Raw genomic sequence first — 22389 nt, 5'->3', positions numbered from 1 at the left:
GTGAGCTCGGTTCGCATCAGTACTCCAGCCGCTCGCGCCGGCCCAGCTTCATCACGACCGCCACGAACAGCAGCGTCACGAAGAGCAGGGCGACACCGATCGTCGTCGCGTAGGCCGCCTGGCCGTCGCGGAACGCCTTCTGGTAGACGTACAGCGGCAGGACGGTCGTCGAGTAGTCGGGACCGCCGGGGCCCACGGTCATGATCTGCACGACCGCGAAGGACTCGGCGCCGAGCGCCAGGATGCCCACGTAGGCCCAGCCGGACTGCACGGTGTCCCAGAGCAGCGGCAGGGTGATCTTGAAGAAGGTCGTGATGCGGCTCGCGCCGTCCAGCAGCGCCGCCTCGTAGTAGTCCTTGGGGATGGAGGCCATTCCCGCGGAGAAGAGCACCACGAAGAATCCGACCGTGCACCACACCAGGACCGCGAAGATGCACCACAGGGCGAGGTCCGGGTCGCCGAGCCAGTCGGGCTGCACGCTGTCCAGACCGATCGCCTTCAGGAACGAGTTGATCGCGCCGCTGTTGGGGTTGTAGGCGAACTGGAACAGCAGCGCGACGATCGCGATCGACAGCACCTGCGGAAAGAAATAGACCACCTTGTAGAAGGCGGAACCGCGGACGCCGGCGATCGCGGCGTTCTTCCGCCGCCGCCCGCCGACATTGAGCATGAAGGCGAAGAACAGCGCCATGGTGAGGGTCACCAGCGGCAGCAGCACGACCAGCATCACGCTGTGCTGCAACGACTTCCAGAAGACCTCGTCGTCCCACAGTCTCGTGTAATTCTTGAAGCCCACCATTTTGAACTCGGGGCTGAGACCGCTCCAGTCCGTGAACGAGTAGTAGATGGACTGGATGAAGGGCCAGATGACGAACAGGCCGTAAATGGCCAGGGGGGCCGTCAAGAACCCCACGATGAAACGGTATTTACCGTGTTGCATTCCAACCGACCCGATCTTCCCGCGGGGGGTGCCGTCGACGCCGCACAAGGAGGGCCGGGGCCCCGGAAGGTGTCCGGGGCCCCGGTCGCGCTCACTGGTGCTTGTAGTGCTGGATGCTGTCGTCCTTGGCCGCCTCGTCGGCGTAGCCCTGGATCTTCTTGATGGCCTCGACCGGGGTGAGGCGGCCGGCCATCATCTCGCCGAGGCCGCCGACGCCGATCTTCTCCTTCTGCAGCGCCACGTACCAGTCCTGGATACGCGGGTTGACCACGTTGTCGCCGGCCTTCTTCAGGGCCGCGACACCGGACTTCAGACCCGGCGTCAGCTCGATGCCGTCGGTGCCGCCGTTGAAGGCGGTCAGCGACTTCACGGAGGAGGTGAAGTTCTTCGACGAGGCCTCGCCGAGCATGATGCGCAGCTGCTCCATGCCGCCCTCGGTGTTCTTGGCCTTCGCGGGGACGATGAAGGGCTCGCCGCCCGACGCCCAGATGGTCCCGAAGGGCATCTTGTCCGAGCTGTCGATGCCGCTGGGTGCGTTCACCGCGAGGTCGAAGTCCTTCGGCATGGTCTTCGCCGCCTCGTTCTCCACCCAGGAGCCGTTCGGGATGAAGAGCGCCTTGCCCTCGGTCCAGGCGGTCTGGGACTGGATGTGGTCCAGGCCAGGGGTGCCCTTGAGGATGTAGCCCTTCTTGTAGAGCTCGTAGTACGCCTCGAAACAGGTCTTGACGGCCGGGTGCTTCCAGGCGTTCGGCTCCAGGTTGTCGATGGCGTCGAGGACCTCGCGCCCGCCGACCTTGGCGATCATCGGGTAGAGCGAGAAGGGGACGTAGTACGGGTACTTGCCCGCGTACGTCCAGCCCGCGATGCCCTTCTTCTTGGCCTTGGCGCAGACCGCGAGCATGTCGTCCCAGGTCTCCGGGTACTCCGCGTCCAGGCCGTCCAGCGCCTTCTGGGAGTACCACACGCCGTAGACCGTGTACGCGTAGTACATGATCCAGACCGGGTCGCCGTCGAACTGGCCCATCTCGATGATGCCGGGGCGCAGGGTGTCGCGGACCTTCTTGGCCGGGTCGTCGATGGACGGCGCGTCCAGCAGCGGGGTGAGGTCGGCGAGCTGCTTCTTGCCGACGAGGACGCCCATGTCCATCTGCTCGGCGCCCGAGTTGTCGATCAGGTCCGGCGGGGTGCCCTGGTTGAAGCGCGGCTGCAGCACCGACTGGATCTTCTGGGTGGAGGAGAACTTGACCTTCGCGTCGGGGAAGTTCTTCTCGTAGACCGCCTTGGCGTCCTCGGCGTACTGCGTGCCGAAGCCGCCGTCGAAGATCACGATCTCCAGCGGCGCGCTCTCGTTGACGGCGAGCGGGTTCGCCTTGGTCTTCTTGCCCTTGTCGACCTTCTCGTCGCCGCCGCTGTCACCGCTGGCACACGCGGACAGAAAGCCCATCGTGGGTACGGCGATCAGCCCGAGCGCGGCGGACCGCTTGATCAGGTCGCGCCGGCCGACACCCTCGCGGTCGTTGTGTGCGGAAGTGGATCCCATGCTCAAGTCCTCGCCTTCGTCAGGACTCAGGCGGTGAACCGGACCCTCCCCGGCACCGCGGTTGGTACTGCATTACCCGGGGAGAACCCCGGCCCCCGGCAGGAAAAGCAGGTCGGACGGGCCGCCCGGCGCTTGAGCGAGGGGACATCAGTAGAGCTGGATTCGTGCCTGAATGCCGGGAGCCGCGGGAATGCGCGGCACGTCGCTGTCGGCCGCGCCCCCTCGTCTTTCGGCAACCGCCCGCCCACGACCGGTCGAACGATCGGGCAGACGCCGACAGGTATAGTCCACTTCCCGCCAACGGAGCAAGATCGAATGCACAGTTGGCCGACACTCTTTCCCGAAGTGAGACCTCGCGGAAATATGAGCTGCCCGGAGGGGTTGCCGGACAGGTGGCGATCAGGCAACGATCAGTGCCCGAACAGGAAGCCGGCGGACGGGCCCGCGAGGGGGCCGTCGAGTCGGCCGTCGGCATTACCCCCGTACGCCACATCCAACACCCTTGACAGCACTGGCCACTTGACTCCCTACTGGACCTGCGCAGCGAATTTGACAACGTTGTCCAGTCGCACGTGACAGGGAGGGTGCTGGCGCATGCACCAGAATTCTCGGCAAGGGTCTCGGTACAGATCCCCGCTCGGAACACGGCACGGGTGGGGTTCCACGGCGGTCCTCGGAGCCGCCGCCTTCGCACTGGTGGTGGCCTCGCAGGGCGCCGCCGTAGCCCGTCCCGGTGAAGCGGCGGCGGCCGATCGGGAGTTCGCCTCCTCCTTCGAGGCGGGTGAACCCGCACCCGACTGGCTCAACACGGTCGACACCTCGGCGGACGGCGCCAAGCGCGCCTCGGGGGTCGACGGCGGTTTCAGCACCGGCATCCCCGGCAATGTGACGGAGCACGTCACGGACGTCCGCGCGAGCGCCGAGAACACCGGCGGGGGCGAGGTGAAGGAGAACCTCACCGATGTCGAGCCCAGCACCAAGTGGCTGACCTTCGCACCCACCGGCTGGGTGGAGTTCGAGCTGGACGCCCCCGTCAAGCTCGTCACGTACGCGCTCACGTCGGCCAACGACCACGACGAGCGCGACCCCGTCGACTGGACCTTCCAGGGCTCCACGGACGGCAAGGACTGGAAGACCCTCGACACCCGGACCGGTGAGTCCTTCGGCGAGCGGTTCCAGACGAAGTCGTACAAGCTCGGCGAACCGGCCGAGTACCAGCACTTCCGGCTCGACATCACCAAGAACAAGGGCGCGTCCGACGCGCTGCAGCTCGCCGACGTCCAGTTCTCGACGGGCGACGAGGAAGACCCCACGCCCAAGGACATGCTCTCCCTCGTGGACCGCGGTCCGAGCGGCTCCCCGACGGCCAAGGCGGGCGCGGGCTTCACCGGCAAGAAGGCGCTGCGGTACGCGGGCACCCACAAGGCGGACGGCCGCGCCTACTCGTACAACAAGGTCTTCGACGTGAACGTGGCCGTCGGCCGGGACACCGAGCTGGCGTACCGGGTCTTCCCGTCGATGGCGGACGGCGACCGGGACTACGACGCCACGAACGTCTCCGTCGACCTGGCCTTCACGGACGGCACCTACCTCAGCGACCTGCGCGCGCAGGACCAGCACGGGTTCGCGCTGACACCGCAGGGCCAGGGCGCCTCGAAGGTCCTGTACGTCAACCAGTGGAACAACGTCACCTCGCGGATCGGCTCGGTCGCGGCCGGCCGGACCGTCGACCGCGTGCTGGTCGCGTACGACTCCCCCAAGGGGCCCGCCAAGTTCCGCGGCTGGCTGGACGACGTGAAGCTGAGCGTGCAGAAGCCCGGGAAGCCGAAGGCGCACCTCTCGGACTACGCGTCGACCACTCGCGGCACCAACTCCAGCGGCGGCTTCTCGCGCGGCAACAACTTCCCGGCCACGGCCGTGCCGCACGGCTTCAACTTCTGGACCCCGGTGACGAACGCGGGTTCGCTGAGCTGGCTGTACGACTACGCGCGCTCCAACAACGCGGACAACCTGCCCACCGTCCAGGCGTTCAGCGCGAGCCACGAACCGAGCCCCTGGATGGGCGACCGGCAGACCTTCCAGGTGATGCCGTCGGCCGCGTCCGGCACCCCGGAGACGGGCCGCACCGCCCGCGCGCTGCCCTTCAGGCACGAGAAGGAGACGGCACGCCCGTACTACTACGGGGTGACGTTCGAGAACGGCCTGAAGACCGAGATCGCGCCGACGGACCACGCCGCGTCCATGCGCTTCACCTTCCCCGGTGACGACGCGAACGTCCTCTTCGACAACGTCACGGACCAGGCGGGTCTGACCCTCGACAAGGAAAGCGGCACCTTTACCGGCTACTCGGACGTCAAGTCCGGTCTTTCGACGGGCGCCACCCGGCTCTTCGTGTACGGGACCTTCGACGCGCCCGTGAAGGAGGGCAGCTCCGCCGGGGTCAAGGGCTACCTGAAGTTCGAGCCCGGCGCCGACCGCACGGTCACCCTGCGCATCGCCACGTCCCTCATCAGCATCGACCAGGCCAAGGACAACCTGCGCCAGGAGATCCCGGACGGCACGTCCTTCGACAGGGTGAAGTCGCGCGCCCAGCAGGCGTGGGACAGGATCCTGGGCAAGGTCGAGGTCGAGGGCGCGACCCCCGACCAGCTGACGACGCTGTACTCCAGCCTCTACCGGCTGTACCTGTACCCGAACTCCGGCTTCGAGAAGGTCGGCGGCAAGGACCAGTACGCCTCGCCGTTCTCGCCGATGCCGAACCCGGACACCCCGACGCACACCGGGGCCAAGATCGTCGACGGCAAGGTGTACGTCAACAACGGCTTCTGGGACACCTACCGGACGACGTGGCCCGCGTACTCGCTGCTGACGCCCGGCCAGGCCGGTGAGATGGTCGACGGCTTCGTCCAGCAGTACAAGGACGGCGGCTGGACCTCGCGCTGGTCCTCGCCCGGCTATGCGGACCTGATGACCGGCACCTCCTCCGACGTGGCGTTCGCGGACGCGTACGTCAAGGGCGTCGACTTCGACGCGCAGTCGGCGTACGACGCGGCCGTGAAGAACGCGACCGTCGTACCGCCCTCCTCGGGTGTCGGCCGCAAGGGCATGGCCACCTCGCCGTTCATCGGCTACACGAGCACCGACACCCACGAGGGCCTGTCGTGGGCGCTGGAGGGCTACCTCAACGACTACGGCATCTCGAAGATGGGCGAGGCGCTCTACAAGAAGACCGGCAAGAAGAAGTACAAGGAGGAGGCCGCGTACTTCCTCAACCGCGCCCAGGACTACGTCAACCTCTTCGACTCGAAGGCCGGCTTCTTCCAGGGCAAGGACGCCGAGGGCGACTGGCGGGTGGACTCCGAGAAGTACGACCCGCGCGTGTGGGGCTACGACTACACGGAGACCAACGGCTACGGGTACGCGTTCACCGCGCCGCAGGACTCGCGCGGCCTCGCCAACCTGTACGGCGGCCGGTCGGGCCTCGCGGAGAAGCTGGACACGTATTTCGGCACCCCGGAGACCGCCGGGCCCGAGTTCGTCGGCTCGTACGGGGGCGTCATCCACGAGATGACCGAGGCCCGCGACGTCCGCATGGGCATGTACGGGCACTCCAACCAGGTGGCCCACCACGTCAACTACATGTACGACGCGGCCGGCCAGCCCTGGAAGACCCAGAAGAACGTGCGTGAGGTCCTCTCGCGGCTCTACACGGGCAGTGAGATCGGCCAGGGCTACCACGGCGACGAGGACAACGGCGAGCAGTCGGCCTGGTACCTCTTCTCCTCGCTCGGCTTCTACCCGCTGGTCATGGGCAGCGGCGAGTACGCGGTCGGCTCACCGCTGTTCACGAAGGCGACCGTGCACCTGGAGAACGGCCGCGACCTCGTCGTGAAGGCCCCGAAGAACAGCGCGAAGAACGTCTACGTGCAGGGCCTGAAGGTCAACGGCAAGAAGTGGTCGTCGACCTCGCTCCCCCACTCGGTGCTCTCGCGCGGCGCGGTGATCGAGTTCGACATGGGGCCGAAGCCGTCCTCGTGGGGCACCGGCAGGAACGCGGCGCCCGTGTCGATCACCCAGGACGACAAGGTGCCCGCTCCCCGGACGGACGCCGTCAAGGGCGAGGGCGCGCTGTTCGACAACACGTCGGCCACGAACGCCACCGTCGCGGCCGCGGACCTGCCGACCGCCGACCCGGTCAAGGCCGTGCAGTACACGCTGACGTCGGCCGACGCGGCCAAGGCCCCCAAGGGCTGGGTCCTGCAGGGCTCGTCCGACGGGACCAAGTGGAAGGACCTCGACAAGCGTTCCGGGCAGTCCTTCGCCTGGGACAAGCAGACGCGGGCCTTCTCGGTGACGGCACCCGGCACGTACGCGAAGTACCGCCTGGTCCTCGACGGCGAGGCGACGCTGGCGGAGGTGGAACTGCTGGGCTGACGCCCGGCACTTGACCCACTGAGAACACGCACAGCGCACACGGCACCGGTTACGGCAGGACGGTAACCGGTGCCGTGTCGTTCGCGGGGTCGGGGTCGCGGCGGCCGGTGTCGCGGCGGTCGGTGACGGCGATGTCGACCACCCGCACGCTGCCCTCCCCCGGCCCGCCGAGCCGCAGCGTGAACTCGAAGGTGCTCGTCTCCCCCGCTTCGAGCCCGCTCCGCACGGGGCAGGAGTACGTGCCCTTCTCCAGGTCGCAGGAGGGCTCGTACACGTCCTCGTCGATGGCCTCCTCGGGCTGCTCGACCACGGTGGCGCCCGGCGGCGGAGTGAACAGCAGTCGTGTGCTCCAGGGGGTGGCGGGCCCGTTGTTGCGCACCTTCAGCCGCACGGTGTGCTCGGTGCCCCGCGCGCCGCTCACCTCGACGGGGAGGACCTCGAAGTCGGCGTGGGTGTCCACCTGGACGTCGCTCGCCACGTCACCGCCCGCGAACGTGCCCTTCAGGTCGGATCCCTTCGCGGTGCCGGTCGTCAGCCGCGGCCCGTCACCCGGGTCGCCGCCCTCGGGTACGACACTGTGCTGCGCGGGGCCCATGTCGAGGGCCCAGGCCTGCTGACCGAAGGAGGTGTACAGCTGCGTGGTGGAGACGTCCATCGTCAGGTCCGGGTGGAGGACGACCGCCTTCCCGGCGGGGATGCGCAGATCGGGGAACTCGCACACGGCCAGGGTGCCCTTCTGCGGCTTTGGATAGCGGCAGTTGCGGTACCGGTCCCCGAAACCCAGGCCGCTGCCGACGGAGAGCTGCAGACCGACACCCCGCACGGGCACCTCCCCGGTGTTGCGGACCACGAGGGGCGCGCGGAGGACGGAGCCGGGCGCGACGTCCTCGAACACCTTCGTCGTACGCACCTGGACGACGGGTTCGCCGACGACGACGCGGGTGCGGGCGGTGAGCGTCCTCCCCTGCTTCGTACTGAAGCGGAACCGGACCGTCTCGCTGTCGCCGGGTCGGCCTCCCGGAGCCGCGTACGGATAGACCCGGTCCAGGTCGGACCAGCTGTTGTAGACGCCGCTCACCTTGCAGACGACCCGGGTGGCGGTTCCGGAACAGCGGGGGTTCTTCTTGCGGATGTCCGAGATCTTGAGCCGTACGGCCTGCCCCGAGCCGGTGACGTCCACGGTGAGCCGGTGGTCCTGCGTCCCGAAGTCCCTCCTGGCCTGCACGTCCTCGGCCTCGACGTGGAAGGGCACCTTCTTCTCGGGCCCGGAGTCGTCCCCGTGCGGCCGGAGATAGAACAGCTCCGGCACCGTGATCGACGACTTCTTCCCGGTGTCCGCGAGGGTGCCGCAGCCGGTGAGTCCGCTCAGCGACAGCAGCGTCACCAGTGCCAGGCGGACGGCAGCCGGGCGCCGTACCGTGTCCCGCTCGTTCATGAGCCCTCCCGCGGGAGACCGTACCAACCCGCACAACCTCAGAAGTGGCTCAAGATTCCCAACTGCGTTGGCTGCGCTCTCCGTTGGGGAGGTAGAGTCGATTTCAGACCACCGGACAACGTTGTCGCGTCCGTGGTCCACACGACCCCATCCCCTCCGGCCAGGCACTCCCCCGACCTGCCCGGCTCGCGGACCCGGTGGATTACGGCCACCGGGTCCGCCCAGAGCAGCCCCTCAGCCCGGCCGGCACGCCAGGGCGGTCGCCGTATCACCTCCGGAGCCCTGGACGACGTAACCGAACGTGGCGCTCTCGCCCGGATCGAGCGATCCGTTCCAGTCGGCGTTGTGGACCATCACGCTCCGGCCGCTGTACGTGGCGTTGCCGCTCCAGAGGCTGGCCACGGACTGTCCGGTCGGCAGCGACCAGTCGACCATCCAGCCGAGCAGCGGTACCTCCCCGCTGTTGGTGACGGTCACCTCGGACTGGTAGCCGCCGGACCAACTGCCCGTCGTACGGCGGCTCGCGGAGCAGGCGCCGGCCGGGGGCTCGGTCGGGTCGCCCGGGTCGTGGATGCCCGTCACCTCGCCGTTGCCGCCGTCGAAGACGATGTCGGAGCAGGAGTAGAAGGTCTCCGCGCTGTCCGAACGCTGCCAGACCATGTAGACGAGGTGGCGGCCCGACTTGCCCGCCGGAAGCTGTCCGGACCAGGAGTAGTTGGCCTCGACCGTGCCCGGGGAACCGTTGAGCGGCGGGTGGTCGACGCTCAGGAACGGCTGCGCCTCGATGTCGTTCCAGGTGAGCGGCTCGGTCGGGTCGTAGCCGTCCTTGGTGAGGTAGACGTGGAACCAACCCGGGTGCGCGGCCCAGGCGTTGTAGGAGAAGTCGACGGTCGCGCCCGAGGTGAGGTGGGTGAGCGGCCAGTCGGCGCTCGGGGTGTTGAAACCGGTGAAGTTGGTGTTGCCGCCGCTGCACAGTTCGCCGTCGGGTACGAAGCCGCGGGTGCGGCCGGCCCCGTCGGAGCGCAGCACCGAGAACCAGTTGTAGAACGGCGTCGTGCCGCTGACCTGCTGGGCCGACTTGCAGGCGGGGTTGACCGGTTTGATCTCACCGGTGTCGGTGAGCGCGTCCTGCCAGCACAGGAAGGTGCGGCTGGCGGGCTTCATCGGGGTGCCGTGGGCTTCGGCCTCGCCGCCCGCCGAGACGACCAGGCCGAGGGCCGGGACCGTGACGACCAGGGCCAGCAGGATGAGCAGGAAGGCTCTGCCGCGGGCGGGAAGCGGGAAGCCGCGGAACGGTGAGCGGCGTGGCGGGCGCGGAGGGTGCGGGGCCGACTCGATTGTCAGGCTCATGACAGTACCGTCCATCCCTTCGTTCACGGGCCGTGTGGGGTGCGCGTGGGGTGCATGTGCGGTGCACATGCGTTGTACGTACGGGATGTGTGGGGTGGGAGCGGCCCCGGGGCGGGTTCCGGTCCACCGGGTGGGAGCGCTCCCACCCCACGTGCCGTCGAAGCTAGCGCGGCGAGATGCACATGTAAACGGCTGGCGCGTGAGGGCCGCGCCTTTGCCCGCGGGGCCTGAGGCCCGGGGGTCGGATCCCCGCGGAGTGGCCGTGTGGGGTGGCTGTGGGGGTGGTTGGGGTCGGGTGGGGGTCGCGTCGCGGCTGGTTGCGCCGTTCCCCGCGCCCCTGAAGGGCGAAAAGACTGCGCTGCTCCCCGCGCCCCTGAAGGTCGAAAAGATTGCGCCGTTCCCCGCGCCCCTTACGGGGCGATGCCGCGGCCGAGCCGTCAGGGGTGCGGGGAACTGCGCGGCCGGCCGCGGCGGACCCGCGGGTATGAAATGCACAGGGGTGTGGGGGGCGCCCCGGCACGACAGAGGGCCGCACCCCCCTTCGGGAGTGCGGCCCTCAGGTCGCGTGCGGCCCTCAGGTCGCGTGCGGCGCCTACTTAGTGATCAGGCTACGCAGCACGTACTGCAGAATCCCACCGTTGCGGTAGTAGTCGGCCTCACCGGGCGTGTCGATACGGACGACCGCGTCGAACTCCACTCCCGTGTCGGTGGTGACCTTGACCGTACGGGGGGTGGTGCCCTCGTTCAGCTCGGTGATGCCGGTGACGGAGAAGGTCTCCTCGCCGGTCAGACCGAGGGAGTCGGCGGACTGGCCCTCCGGGTACTGCAGCGGGATGACACCCATGCCGATGAGGTTCGAGCGGTGGATGCGCTCGTACGACTCGGCGATGACGGCCTTGACGCCGAGGAGCTTGGTGCCCTTGGCGGCCCAGTCGCGGGACGACCCGGAGCCGTACTCCTTGCCGGCCAGGACGACCAGCGGGGTGCCCTGCTCGATGTAGTTGCGCGAGGCGTCGTAGATGAACGACACCGGCGCGTCCGGCTGGGTGAAGTCGCGGGTGTAGCCGCCCTCGGTGCCCGGCGCGATCTGGTTGCGCAGGCGGATGTTGGCGAACGTGCCGCGGATCATGACCTCGTGGTTGCCGCGGCGGGCGCCGTAGCTGTTGAAGTCACGGCGCTCGACGCCGTGCTCCGTGAGGTACTTGCCGGCCGGGGTGTCGGCCTTGATGGCGCCGGCCGGGGAGATGTGGTCGGTGGTGACCGAGTCGCCCAGCTTGGCGAGCACGCGCGCGCCGGTGATGTCGGAGACCGGGGTGGTCTCCATCGTCATGCCCTCGAAGTACGGGGGCTTGCGCACGTAGGTGGACTCGGCGTCCCACTCGAAGGTGTTGCCGGTGGGGATGGAGAGCGCCTGCCACTGGGCGTCGCCCGCGAAGACGTCCTGGTAGGACTTGTTGAACATGTCCTCGCCGATGGTGTTCGCCACGACGTCGTTGACCTCGGCCTCGGTGGGCCAGATGTCTTCGAGGAAGACCGGCTTGCCGTCCTGGTCGGCGCCCAGCGCGTCCTTGGTGATGTCCACCTTCATGGAGCCCGCGATGGCGTACGCGACGACCAGCGGCGGGGAGGCCAGGTAGTTCATCTTGACGTCGGGGTTGATCCGGCCCTCGAAGTTCCGGTTGCCGGAGAGGACCGAGGTGACCGCGAGGTCGTGCTCGTTGACGGCCTTGGAGACCTCCTCCGGCAGCGGGCCGGAGTTGCCGATGCAGGTGGTGCAGCCGTAGCCGACGAGGTTGAAGCCGATCTTGTCGAGGTAGGGGGTGAGCCCCGCCTTGTCGAAGTAGTCGGTGACGACCTTGGAGCCGGGCGCGAGGGTGGTCTTGACCCAGGGCTTGCGGGTCAGGCCCTTCTCCACGGCCTTCTTCGCGACGAGCGCGGCGGCGACCATGACGTACGGGTTCGAGGTGTTGGTGCAGGAGGTGATCGCGGCGACAGTGACGGCGCCGTGGTCGATCTCGTACGTCGAGCCGTCGGCGGCCGTGACCGTGGTCGGGCGGGACGGTACGCCGTTGGTGGTGGCCGGGGCGTCGGAGGCCGGGAAGGACTCTTTGCCCGCCTCGTCGTCGTCCTCGACGTAGTTGCGGACGTCCTGGGCGAACTTCTGCGAGGCGTTCGCGAGGACGATGCGGTCCTGCGGGCGCTTCGGTCCGGCGATCGACGGGACGACCGTCGCCAGGTCCAGCTCCAGCTTCTCGGAGAAGTCGGGCTCGGCGGCCGGGTCGAGCCAGAGGCCCTGCTCCTTGGCGTACGCCTCGACGAGCGCGACCTGCTGCTCGGTGCGGCCGGTGAGCTTGAGGTAGTTCAGCGTCTCGCCGTCGATCGGGAAGATCGCGGCAGTGGAGCCGAACTCCGGCGACATGTTGCCGATGGTGGCGCGGTTGGCGAGGCTCGTGGCCGCCACACCCTCGCCGTAGAACTCGACGAACTTGCCGACGACCCCGTGCTTGCGGAGCATCTCGGTGATCGTGAGCACGAGGTCCGTGGCGGTGGTGCCGGCCGTGAGCTCGCCGGTCAGCTTGAAGCCGACGACGCGCGGGATGAGCATGGAGACCGGCTGGCCGAGCATCGCGGCCTCGGCCTCGATGCCGCCGACGCCCCAGCCGAGCACACCGAGGCCGTTGACCATGGTGGTGTGGGAGTCGGTGCCGACCAGCGTGTCGGGGTACGCCTGGCCGTTGCGCACCATGACCGTACGGGCCAGGTGCTCGATGTTGACCTGGTGGACGATGCCGGTGCCCGGCGGGACGACCTTGAAGTCGTCGAACGCGGTCTGGCCCCAGCGCAGGAACTGGTAGCGCTCCTTGTTGCGGCCGTACTCCAGGTCGACGTTCTGCTTGAAGGCGTCGTTCGTGCCGAACTTGTCGGCGATCACGGAGTGGTCGATGACCATCTCGGCCGGCGAGAGCGGGTTGATCCGCGCCGGGTCGCCGCCGAGCTCCTTCACGGCCTCCCGCATGGTGGCGAGGTCCACGATGCAGGGCACGCCGGTGAAGTCCTGCATGATCACGCGGGCCGGCGTGAACTGGATCTCCTGGCTGGGCTGGGCCTGCGAGTCCCATCCGCCGACCGCACGGATGTGGTCGGCGGTGATGTTCGCGCCGTCCTCGGTACGGAGCAGGTTCTCCAGCAGGACCTTGAGGCTGTACGGAAGGCGGGCCGAGCCTTCCACCTTGTCCAGCCGGAAGATCTCGTAGGACTCGTCGCCCACACTGAGCGTGCTACGGGCGTCGAAGCTGTTCGCCGACACGACAGTCTCCTTCATTGATGTGCGCGTACCACCGCATCCTGCCGCCGCGCCCTCTTGGCCGATCCGCTAAGGTCAGGCTAAGTTAGGTAACCCTTACCTTCACCTGCGGGTCCGGGCGGCTGCGGCACGCCTCGGCAGATATCTCGATGTCGAGATAACTCTAGTACATGACCGGCTGGACGGTCATGCCCGGAGGGCGTGCACCCCCTCCCGTCAGGTCCAGTGGCGCCCGCGTACCGGCACCCCAGACACCGACTCCTCGCGCCCGCGCGCCGCGCCGCCCACAGGGGACGGTGGAGCTCGCGGCCCCGCGACGGGGGCGAACCCTGCCCGGGCGCAAGGGTGTTCGGCGTACCGACCGGCATCCGGGGTACCTGGGAGCGAACGACGACAAGGACGAGAAGGGGGCACCCATGCCGCTCACATTCCGCAAGAGCTTCCGGATCCTGCCCGGAGTGCGGCTGAACATCAACAAGAAGTCGTGGTCCATCACCACGGGCGGCAAGAACGGCCCCAAGCACACACGCAGCAGCACGGGGCGCCGGACGACCTCCATGGACCTCCCCGGCCCCTTCGGCTGGCGCCGCACCACCCGCGCCAAGGACCACTGAGACCCCGTCACCCCATTGGCCCCCTCCGGATGCGGCATCTCATATGTGAGATAGCCTGCCGTCATGGCAGACGACTACCTCGTGCGTATCGGCAAGCTCATCCGTGACGCCCGTCAGCATCGGGGCTGGACGCAGACGCAGCTGGCCGAGGCGCTCAGCACCAGCCAGAGCGCGGTGAACCGTATCGAGCGCGGCAACCAGAACATCAGCCTTGAGATGATCGCTCGAATCGGTGAAGCGCTGGACAGTGAGATCGTCTCGCTCGGCTACGCCGGCCCGATGCATCTCCGCGTGGTCGGCGGACGCCGGCTCTCCGGTTCGATCGACGTCAAGACCAGCAAGAACGCGTGCGTGGCGCTGCTCTGTGCGACGCTCCTGAACAAGGGCCGCACGGTGCTGCGCCGCGTCGCGCGCATCGAGGAGGTGTACCGCCTTCTGGAGGTACTGGGCTCCATCGGCGTACGCACCCGGTGGATCAACGGTGGCGTGGATCTGGAGATCGTGCCGCCGGCCGAGCTGGACATGGCGTCCATCGACGAGACGGCGGCCCGCCGCACCCGCTCGATCATCATGTTCCTCGGCCCGCTGCTGCACCGTATGGACGGCTTCAGGCTGCCGTACGCGGGCGGCTGCGACCTCGGTACGCGCACGATCGAGCCGCACATGATCGCGCTGCGCCGGTTCGGCCTGGACATCGCGGCCACCGAGGGCATGTACCACGCGCGGGTGGACCGCAAGGTGACCCCGGGCCGGCCCATCGTGCTGACCGAGCGCGGCGACACGGTGACGGAGAACGCGCTGCTGGCCGCCGCCCGCCACGAGGGCACGACCGTCATCCGCAACGCCTCCTCGAACTACATGGTCCAGGACCTCTGCTTCTTCCTGGAGGCCCTCGGGGTCAGGGTGGAGGGCATCGGCACCACGACACTCACGGTGCACGGCGTGCCGAACATCGACGTCGACGTGGACTACTCGCCGTCCGAGGACCCGGTCGAGGCGATGAGCCTGCTGGCCGCGGCGGTCGTCACGGAGTCCGAGCTGACCGTGCGGCGCGTCCCCATCGAGTTCCTCGAGATCGAGCTGGCGGTCCTGGAGGAGATGGGCCTCGACCACGACCGCACCCCGGAGTACGTCGCCGACAACGGCCGTACGCGCCTGGTGGACCTGACCGTCCGCCCCTCGAAGCTCGAAGCCCCGATCGACAAGATCCACCCGATGCCGTTCCCTGGGCTGAACATCGACAACGTCCCGTTCTTCGCGGCGATCGCGGCCTCCGCGCAGGGCCAGACGCTGATCCACGACTGGGTGTACGACAACCGCGCGATCTATCTCACGGACCTGAACCGCCTCGGCGGCCGGCTCCAACTACTCGACCCGCACCGCGTCCTGGTCGAGGGCCCCACACGCTGGCGCGCCGCGGAGATGATGTGCCCTCCGGCGCTGCGCCCCGCGGTGGTCGTCCTGCTGGCGATGATGGCGGCCGAGGGCACGTCCGTCCTCCGCAACGTGTACGTCATCAACCGCGGCTACGAGGACCTGGCGGAACGACTGAACTCGGTGGGCGCGCAGATCGAGATCTTCCGGGACATCTGACATGTCCTTCTCCGCAGGGCGGCGTCAACTTCCTCGACACGGCCAGTGGGTACAGCGCCGGAAGCAGTGAGGAGATCGTCGGTCAAGCAGTCGTACGCCTGGCAGTTCACCAAGGCCCTGTACCTCGCTGATCTGAACGGCTGGACCTGGTTCGTGTCGATGCAGGACCACTACAACCTCATCCACCGACAAGCAGAGCGAGAGATGCTCCCGCTCTGCGCCGACCAGGGCACCGGCGTGGTCCCGTGGAGCCCGCTGGCGCGGGGCAGGCTGACGCGGGTCCGGGACACCGCCACGGCGCGTGCCGCCACGGATCCGGGCGGCACGATCCTCTATCGCGACGGGGACCAGGCAGTGGCCGAGCGCGTCCACGAGATCGCGGGCAAGCGGGGTCTGTCCCCGGCCCAGGTCGCCCCGGCCCGGGTCATGCGCCACCCAGTGGTGACCTCGCCCGTCGTCGGGGTCACCAAGCCGGCCCAGCCGGCTGAGGCGCTCGCCGCGGTGGACGTCGAACTCGACGAGGACGAGGCCGCCCACCTGAAGGAGTCCTTCTACACGTCGCGCCCTGGGGCGAACTCCCGGTGGTCCGGGCCACCGCCGGGCCTTCGACGAGTCCTCGGCCTCGGCCTTCACCGCCCTGCGGTGGGCCCGGCGGTGCTCGCGGGCGGTCGCGCTCCGGCAGTTGGCGCTGTCTGAGGAATGGATGTAGATCACGGACGTCGTCGAAGACGATTACGGCGTGCCGCTCTGAGGACCTGCCGGACACGAGGACGTTTCAGAACGTCTAGAGCCATGTCCACTCGGCGTTGTCACTTGCGGCTGGTACAACTGCCGTGCGGCGCAAGGGCGTTGGACGCGCCGGATACCTCGTACGGCGGGAGCGGGCAGGCAGATGCGAACCAAGGACGACCACCTCACCGAGCTCTACGGGCTCCCCGCCTTCACGTTCCCCGAGGAGCGGGACGCGGCCGGCGTCGTACTGCCCGAGGCCGACGCCGTGGCCTGGCGGATCGGATACGAACGGTGGACCTCCGGCGAGCGGTGGCAGGACACCTTCGAGCGGCTGTGCGCGGCCGTGGACAGCGCACGCATCCGCGCGATCGTCATCGGCATCTGGGGAGACCCGGAGGACACCGAACCCGACGAGGTCATGGAGGCGTTCCTGGACGCGCGGGACCGGCTGACCGGGCTGCGATCCCTCTATTTCGGCGACATCACCGACGAGGAGTGCCGGATCGCCCGGATCGGCCAGACCGACGTCACGCCGCTGCTCGCGAGCTATCCGGCGCTGGAGGAGTTCTCGGTCCGGGCCGGCGAGTCCTATGACATGGAAGGGGTGCACCCGCTCAGGTTCCCCCGCATACGCCACGACGCGCTGCGCAGGCTCGTCGTCGAGAGCGCGGGGCTGCGCGGCCACGTCCTGCGCGGGGTGGGCGAGAGCGAGCTGCCCGCGCTGGAGCATCTCGAACTGTGGCTGGGGGCACGCGACGACGGGGGCGACGGCGAGATCGCCGACCTCGCGGGGATCCTGTCCGGAGGCCGGCTGCCGCGGCTGCGGAGCCTCGCCCTGCGTAACAGCGAGACGCAGGACGAGATCGCGGCGGCCGTGGGGGCCGCGCCCGTCGTCGCCGGCCTCGACGTGCTCGACCTGTCGCTCGGCACCCTGACCGACACCGGAGCCGAGGCGCTGCTCAGCGGGCAGCCGCTGACCCATCTCAGGAAGCTCGACCTGCACCACAACTACCTGAGCGAGCCGATGAGACAGCGTGTCCGGGACGCGCTCGAACCGGCCGGCGTCGAAGTCGACCTCGACCCGTCCGACGCCGAGGCGGAGGATTACGGGGACGGCGTGCCGGTGCCCAGCATCAGTGTGGGCCCGCTCACTTACTGAGCGTCCTGCCGGGCTCGGTACCGGCCCGGCTCCGTCCTGCGCCACCCCGGCGTTCCGGCCGGTCCGGGCCCGGACCTTGCTCTCTCCTGACCGGCGGGTCAGGAGAGAGGGAGGGCGGAACCTCAACTCGCCGTCGTACAAGGCCTGATCGACCCCGGGTCCGTCAGCCACTAGATTCCCAGCCATGAACCTGCTTCCGCGGCCGCCCGTCCCGTTCGAAGCGATCCGCAGCCCGTACGGGCAACCGGTGGGCCCATACGGGGAAGCCGGGAGACGTTGAGTGCGATGAGGATGCGGCACCTGTTCATGTGGGTATCAGGAGCGGAGGACTGATGGCGGACCAACAGACCGATGACAACGTTTTCGCCGTGGGGGACACACTCGGCGCCGAGGAAGTGGCCGTGTACCGGTGGCTGGCCCTGCACGGCCGGTTAGACCCTGCCAGGACGGCCGAGGAGACGGGTGTCGACGAGGCGGCGGTGTGCGGAGCGGTGGACCACCTCGTCCGCATCGGCCTGGTGCACAGGGGCGAGGAGGGCGACAACCGGCTCTGGGCCGTCGACCCGCACCTCGTCGCGGCCGTGGCCACCGCGCCGGTGGAGCGGGCCATCGCCGAACAGCAGACGCAACTACGGGTGTTCCGCGACCAGTTCGCCCAGTTGGCGGCCGACTACCAGGAGGGAAGACACGGTGTCTCCACGGACCTGGAGACCATACCCGGGCTCACCCAGGTGCGCGCCGCGCTGAACAACGCGGCCGAGCAGTGCCGCGAGGACATGGTCACCGTGCAGCCCGGCGGCACCCGCCCGCCCGAGGTGCTCCAGGACGCGCTGCTCCGGGACAGCCAGATGCTCGCCCGGGGGGTGCGGATGCGGACCGTATACCACCACACCGCCCGGTTCAACAGCCCCAGCCAGGCGTACGTGGCCACGGTGAGCGCGCTGGGCGGCGAGTACCGGACCGCCCACCAGCTCGTCGGCCGGATGATCATCTTCGACCGGGAACTGGCGTTCATGACCAACCGCAACGACCGGCTGGGCGCGGTGGTGGTCCGGGAGCCGTCGGTCGTGCACTTCCTCTACGAGCTGTTCGAGCAGGTGTGGTCGCAGGCCCAGCCCTTCTCCGACGCGGGCACCGACGGCCTGGAAGCGGTCGCCAAGGATCTGGACCGCACCATCCTGCAGCTGCTGGCGACGGGGCTGAAGGACGAGACGATCGCGCGGCGGCTCGGTATGTCCTTGCGCACCACCCGCAAACACATCGCCGACATGATGCAGGCTCTCGGCGCCGAGAGCCGTTTCCAGGCCGGCGTCGCGGTGGCCGCGAGGGGACTGCTGAACGACACCGGGGAGGCGGACGCGGCGCCCGCGGCGGCTCCGACCTGATCCACGGCGGGCAGTCGGCCGGGGGCGTACGCCGTCAGCCGGGGCCCTCCAGGTGGAGTTCGAGCAGGGTGGTCGGGGCGTGGATCTCCGACAGCCGGTAGGTGTGGTCCCGGGGAACGAAGAGAGTGCCGCCGGAACGCAGCCGCATGCCCAGCGGGTGCGAGGGTCCGGGTGCCGGGTCCTCACCCACCCGCCACAGGACGCACCGGCAGGCTCCCTCCAGGAACGAGACCGTGCGCTCGGCGCCGTTCGGTGCGCTCTCCACGACCGGGGAGTCCGCCGACAGGAAGCGGAAGAGGGGGCGCACCCGCAGGTGCAGCCGGTGGCCCAGCTCGGCCGCCAGGTCCTCCGTGCCCGGTCCGCCCGGCACGGAGGACTCGGCGCCCGGTTCCGGACGGGCCGGTCGTTCCAGCTCCAGCAGGGCCGACAAGGTCTTCGGATCCTCGGGCCACAGCATGGCCGGCCCTTTGGCACCGTTGGCCGCCACGCACAGCGCCAGCTCGTCGACGAAGGACTGGATCGGCTGGCTCAGAGCTCGCTGTCCGGGCACGGTTCTCCGATCTCGCCGCAAGTCCGGGCGATGCCGAGTGAGGTGTGTCAGGGCGCCACGACGCACGGACACACGGGGGGAAGGGGGGAGGTACTGTCTCGGCGCCACTGCGACCGCGGTGAGGATTCTGCCGCTCGGACATCGGTCACGACAGTCACGTGTTCACGTGTCATCCGGCGCGCTGCGGCACACGGGACCGCTGGTCGGAGCCGCGGCCGGTCAGGCCTGAGCCAGGTCGGGCAGGTCGGGCCTTTCGGGCCGTTCGGGAAGCTGCGGTGTCGCCAGGAGCCCCAGGTCCTCGATGGCACTCATGAGGGATCCCTCGATCGACAGAGCCAGCAGCAGCAGATGCATTCGATTCCTGGCTCCGGTTTTCGCGCGTATCCGGCGGAGGTAGGTGTCGACGGTATGCGGACTCACCTTCATGCACCGGGCGATCTCGCCGTACGTGGCTCCGCGTGCTATGTGTCCGAGGACTTCTCTTTCCCGGTCGCTGACTTTCCGGAGAGCTTCCCGCAATTTATCGCTCACGGTGTCCAGCGCCCTTTCCCTGTTTGATGTCCGCGTCCCGGGGCCTGTCGGACCACGGACTCCGGAACCCGCCACCGACCGCTCCTCCGCACGTACCCGCAGTTCATTGCGGGATACGGCCCCAACCGCTGTCGGTGGGGTCCGTGGAGGACGTCGCCAGGACGTCGGCGCCCTCGGTGCCGACGACAGCGGTGGCGGAGGCGGAAACGGTGCCGAGCGTCAGCGCGCAGAGAACAGTGACCGCGAACAGGCGGACAGACTTCATGTTTTCTCCCGGAATTCGGAGTGAAAAATCCTTGAAAGGTTCCGCCCGATGCCGTCCGGCCGTTTCCCTTCTGCTCTTCCAGCATGGGGGGCGCCCGTCCCGGAAACCACCGGGCGAACCATTCACCAAGTTCATCGGCACCAAAGCGGGGGGTGAACGAAACGCCCGTAAGTGACTTTCAGTGTGCAATACGGACAGATGAGGAGGCTGAAGGCTCCTGGAACGTCTCCCGGAGCTTCGCCCGGTCGATCTTGCCGTTCCGCGTCGACGGCAGTTCCGCCAGCTCGATGAAGTGCCGGGGGACCATGAACCGGGGCAGACCGGAGGCACACGCGCGGATGAGGTCGTCCCGGGCGACCTCCGCGCCGGTCGCACGGGTGTAGTACGCCGCCAGCTGGGTCGACGCGGCGACCTTGACCCCGACGACCGCGGCCCGGCGGACCCCCGCGACCTTGGCGATCACGGACTCCACCTCACCCGGCTCGACCCGGTAGCCGTTGACCTTGAGCTGGTCGTCGAGCCTGGAGACGAAGTGGAAGTCGGCGCCGTCGAACGTGACCAGGTCTCCGCTGAAGTAGCAGCGGCGCGTACGGCCGTCCCGGTGTTCGACCTCCCGGAACTTCCTTGCGGTGAGCGCGTCGTCGCCGGCGTATCCGATCCCGACGCAGTTCCCGGCGATGACCAGCTCCCGGGTCTCGCCCGCCGCGAACGGGCGCAGCCGGCCGTCCACGAGGCACAACAGCTCCGCGTCGACGACGGCGGTGCCGATGGGCGGCCGGTCCGGCCAGTCGGTGACGTCGCCCGACAGCCGGTACTGGGTGACCACATGGGTCTCGCTCGGCCCGTACTGGTTCACGAGCGTCAGGTCACCGTCGGCGCAGAACGTCCGTACCTCCTCGTTGATCACCAGCTGTTCGCCCGCCACCGAGATCTCCCGCAGGCTCGGGATTCTCCCGCCCGCGACACACGCGGCGGTGGCGAGGCCGTGCAGTCCGACCACCGGCTGGAAGAGCCGGGCGACCTCGTGTTCGCGAATGATGTCGACCAGCGTGAAGGGATCCAGCCTGTCCTGATCGTTCACCACGATCAGGGTCGCACCGGCCAGCCAGGTCGCCACCGTGTCCTCGTACACCATGTCGAATCCGATGGACGACATGTGCAGCGTGTTCGAGGGGCTGTCGTGGCTCCAGCGCCGGACGTGCCAGTTTCCCAGCTCCGCCAGGACGACCGGCGGCACGGCGACGGCCTTGGGTTCGCCGGTGGATCCGGAGGTGGGGATGACGTAGCAGACCGGTCCGGTCGCGGCCTCGTCCCGTCGCGTTCCCCGGATCGACCGGAAGGTGTGTTCCGGGATCCCCGCGTCGACCGGTGGGCACTCGTCGGCCCGCAGGATCATGGAGCAGTCGGCGCTGTTCACCAGTTTGCCGGTCCAGGCCGGTGGCATGGCCGGGTCGATGGACAGGACGCCGGCTCCGACGCGCCACACACCCAGTACGGCCGCGCAACGGGACCATGAACGGGTCGAGTGCACGTCGACGACGTCACCGGGGCCGATGCCGTGTGCGGCGAGGCCGCCGGCGATCTCGGCCGACACCTCGTCGAGTTCGGCGTAGGTGTGGGCGACGCCGTCGTCGACGACCGCCACCGCGTCCCGGTGCCGGGCGACGGCGTCGAGAAGCATACGGATCAGTGAGACATCGAGGTCGCTCATGCGATCAGACCGCCCTCGACCGGCTCCAGCGGCCGGTAGTCGCGCGACGCCACGAACTCCGGTCGCGGGTGCGGCACTTCGCGCAGCTCGTTGTCGACACTGTTGTAGCTGACGAACGCCATGGTCCGGTCGGCCGGCGACATGTTCGCGCCGGAGCCGTGCGCGATGCAGGGATGGAAGAACAGCAGGCTCCCGGCGCGTCCGACCACGGACCGGATGTCCGATTCCGCGGTCACCTTGGCCATCTGTTCGGTGTCCAGCGCGAACTGGAGCTTCGACGACAGGTCGGTCTCCCACCGCGAGGTGTCCCCGGGCTCGGGACGCCACGGGGCTATCGCGCCGTTGCGGTGCGAGCCGGGCACGACAAGGAGCGGGCCGTTGTGCTCGGTCGCGTCGTCGAGGAGCAGCGCCACGTTGACCGCCCGCGGCTCCGGCATACCGTCCTTGGGTCCCCAGACGCTGTAGTCCTGGTGCCACTGCCACACTTCTCCGCGCAGCGCCTTCTTGGCGTTGACCTTGAACTGGAACACATGCAGCTTGCTCTCCAGCAGTTGCTCCGCCGCGAGGAGCAGCTCGGGCAGCCGTACCAGCCTGGAGAACAGCGGGCCCGTGGTGTGGCAGCCGTGGATGCCCCGCACCGTGGTGCCGTCCTCCTCGAAGATCCGCCCGGGGTGCTCGGTCGCGGAGAGATCGGCCACCTCCTGTCGCAGAGCGGCGATGTCGCCGGCGTTGAAGACGTCTTCGACGAGCAGGAATCCTTCGGACCTGTATTCCGCTGTCTGACTTTCGGTGAGCATGATGCGATGACCTCTCTGCCTGATTGTTTCGGGTACGGGGACGCGGATC

Annotated in this window: 16 protein-coding genes; 6 read left to right on the top strand and 10 right to left on the bottom strand. The window is 68.7% G+C overall.

The annotated features are described in order from the left end of the window. Positions 1–16: 16 nt before the first annotated feature. Positions 17–940 carry a carbohydrate ABC transporter permease gene (locus K3769_RS30890; RefSeq protein WP_267029537.1) on the bottom strand — a complete coding sequence of 308 codons (924 nt, stop codon included), beginning with the start codon at positions 938–940 and terminating at the stop codon, positions 17–19. A 91-nt stretch (positions 941–1031) separates the two neighbouring features. Continuing rightward, positions 1032–2480, bottom strand: a complete 1449-nt coding sequence (gene ngcE / locus K3769_RS30885; RefSeq protein WP_267029536.1) for an N-acetylglucosamine/diacetylchitobiose ABC transporter substrate-binding protein — start codon at positions 2478–2480, stop codon at positions 1032–1034. 594 nt (positions 2481–3074) lie between these two features. Here ngcE and K3769_RS30880 point away from each other — a divergent pair. Beyond that, positions 3075–6914, top strand: a complete 3840-nt coding sequence (locus K3769_RS30880) for a GH92 family glycosyl hydrolase (protein WP_372515076.1) — start codon at positions 3075–3077, stop codon at positions 6912–6914. A gap of 49 nt (positions 6915–6963) precedes the next feature. Here the strand turns inward: K3769_RS30880 and K3769_RS30875 are convergent, their stop codons facing one another. The 3 genes from K3769_RS30875 to acnA all read right to left on the bottom strand — a co-directional run bounded on the left by K3769_RS30875 (position 6964) and on the right by acnA (position 13006). After that, on the bottom strand, positions 6964–8349 hold the full coding sequence (locus K3769_RS30875; RefSeq protein WP_267029535.1) for a COG1361 family protein: 1386 nt from the start codon (positions 8347–8349) through the stop codon (positions 6964–6966). Between the two features lie 234 nt (positions 8350–8583). Further along, entirely contained in the window at positions 8584–9699 is a 1116-nt protein-coding gene (locus K3769_RS30870) for a lytic polysaccharide monooxygenase auxiliary activity family 9 protein (RefSeq protein WP_267029534.1), read from the bottom strand. Between the two features lie 592 nt (positions 9700–10291). Beyond that, a complete protein-coding gene (gene acnA, locus K3769_RS30865) occupies positions 10292–13006 on the bottom strand; it encodes an aconitate hydratase AcnA (RefSeq protein WP_308216413.1) in 2715 nt (904 codons plus the stop codon). A gap of 413 nt (positions 13007–13419) precedes the next feature. On the opposite strand from acnA, the gene K3769_RS30860 reads away from it, so the two are divergent. The 5 genes from K3769_RS30860 (at position 13420) to K3769_RS30840 (ending at position 18486) form a co-directional block, all read left to right on the top strand. Further along, positions 13420–13617 carry a DUF4236 domain-containing protein gene (locus K3769_RS30860; RefSeq protein WP_267029532.1) on the top strand — a complete coding sequence of 66 codons (198 nt, stop codon included), beginning with the start codon at positions 13420–13422 and terminating at the stop codon, positions 13615–13617. Positions 13618–13680: 63 nt separating this feature from the next. Next, positions 13681–15210 carry a helix-turn-helix domain-containing protein gene (locus K3769_RS30855; protein ID WP_267029531.1) on the top strand — a complete coding sequence of 510 codons (1530 nt, stop codon included), beginning with the start codon at positions 13681–13683 and terminating at the stop codon, positions 15208–15210. 66 nt (positions 15211–15276) lie between these two features. Further along, positions 15277–15906 (top strand): aldo/keto reductase, encoded by a 630-nt coding sequence (locus K3769_RS30850; RefSeq protein WP_267029530.1) that lies wholly within the window; start codon positions 15277–15279, stop codon positions 15904–15906. 196 nt (positions 15907–16102) lie between these two features. Further along, positions 16103–17101, top strand: a complete 999-nt coding sequence (locus K3769_RS30845) for an STM4015 family protein (protein WP_267029529.1) — start codon at positions 16103–16105, stop codon at positions 17099–17101. Between the two features lie 332 nt (positions 17102–17433). After that, on the top strand, positions 17434–18486 hold the full coding sequence (locus tag K3769_RS30840; protein WP_267029528.1) for a helix-turn-helix transcriptional regulator: 1053 nt from the start codon (positions 17434–17436) through the stop codon (positions 18484–18486). Between the two features lie 34 nt (positions 18487–18520). Here K3769_RS30840 and K3769_RS30835 read toward each other — a convergent pair whose 3' ends face one another. The 5 genes from K3769_RS30835 to K3769_RS30815 all read right to left on the bottom strand — a co-directional run bounded on the left by K3769_RS30835 (position 18521) and on the right by K3769_RS30815 (position 22340). Further along, positions 18521–19036: a hypothetical protein gene (locus K3769_RS30835; RefSeq protein WP_267029527.1), complete on the bottom strand. Its 516-nt coding sequence runs from the start codon at positions 19034–19036 to the stop codon at positions 18521–18523. Positions 19037–19255: 219 nt separating this feature from the next. Then, positions 19256–19567, bottom strand: a complete 312-nt coding sequence (locus K3769_RS30830) for a response regulator transcription factor (protein ID WP_267029526.1) — start codon at positions 19565–19567, stop codon at positions 19256–19258. A gap of 103 nt (positions 19568–19670) precedes the next feature. Beyond that, complete coding sequence (locus K3769_RS30825; protein ID WP_267029525.1) at positions 19671–19832, bottom strand: hypothetical protein; 162 nt, start codon at positions 19830–19832, stop codon at positions 19671–19673. A 178-nt stretch (positions 19833–20010) separates the two neighbouring features. Continuing rightward, positions 20011–21543, bottom strand: coding sequence for an AMP-binding protein (locus tag K3769_RS30820; RefSeq protein WP_267029524.1), 1533 nt, complete (start codon positions 21541–21543; stop codon positions 20011–20013). After that, positions 21540–22340, bottom strand: coding sequence for a phytanoyl-CoA dioxygenase family protein (locus K3769_RS30815; protein WP_267029523.1), 801 nt, complete (start codon positions 22338–22340; stop codon positions 21540–21542). The genes K3769_RS30820 and K3769_RS30815 overlap by 4 nt, the downstream gene beginning before the upstream one ends. Between the last annotated feature and the right edge of the window lie 49 nt (positions 22341–22389).

The sequence above is a fragment of the Streptomyces ortus genome, from assembly GCF_026341275.1.
In the GTDB taxonomy this organism is placed as follows: Bacteria; Actinomycetota; Actinomycetes; order Streptomycetales; family Streptomycetaceae; genus Streptomyces; species Streptomyces ortus.
Note: the sequence above shows the minus strand (reverse complement) of the source record. Positions and strands in the feature narration are given on the sequence as shown.

Bases quoted from the DNA above. Each gene is read 5' to 3' on its own strand.
- K3769_RS30890 (WP_267029537.1), bottom strand. From the start codon at position 940: ATGCAACACGGTAAATACCGTTTCATCGTGGGGTTCTTGACGGCCCCC.
- ngcE (WP_267029536.1), bottom strand. From the start codon at position 2,480: ATGGGATCCACTTCCGCACACAACGACCGCGAGGGTGTCGGCCGGCGC.
- K3769_RS30880 (WP_372515076.1), top strand. From the start codon at position 3,075: ATGCACCAGAATTCTCGGCAAGGGTCTCGGTACAGATCCCCGCTCGGA.
- K3769_RS30875 (WP_267029535.1), bottom strand. From the start codon at position 8,349: ATGAACGAGCGGGACACGGTACGGCGCCCGGCTGCCGTCCGCCTGGCA.
- K3769_RS30870 (WP_267029534.1), bottom strand. From the start codon at position 9,699: ATGAGCCTGACAATCGAGTCGGCCCCGCACCCTCCGCGCCCGCCACGC.
- K3769_RS30860 (WP_267029532.1), top strand. From the start codon at position 13,420: ATGCCGCTCACATTCCGCAAGAGCTTCCGGATCCTGCCCGGAGTGCGG.
- K3769_RS30855 (WP_267029531.1), top strand. From the start codon at position 13,681: ATGGCAGACGACTACCTCGTGCGTATCGGCAAGCTCATCCGTGACGCC.
- K3769_RS30845 (WP_267029529.1), top strand. From the start codon at position 16,103: ATGCGAACCAAGGACGACCACCTCACCGAGCTCTACGGGCTCCCCGCC.
- K3769_RS30840 (WP_267029528.1), top strand. From the start codon at position 17,434: ATGGCGGACCAACAGACCGATGACAACGTTTTCGCCGTGGGGGACACA.
- K3769_RS30825 (WP_267029525.1), bottom strand. From the start codon at position 19,832: ATGAAGTCTGTCCGCCTGTTCGCGGTCACTGTTCTCTGCGCGCTGACG.
- K3769_RS30820 (WP_267029524.1), bottom strand. From the start codon at position 21,543: ATGAGCGACCTCGATGTCTCACTGATCCGTATGCTTCTCGACGCCGTC.
- K3769_RS30815 (WP_267029523.1), bottom strand. From the start codon at position 22,340: ATGCTCACCGAAAGTCAGACAGCGGAATACAGGTCCGAAGGATTCCTG.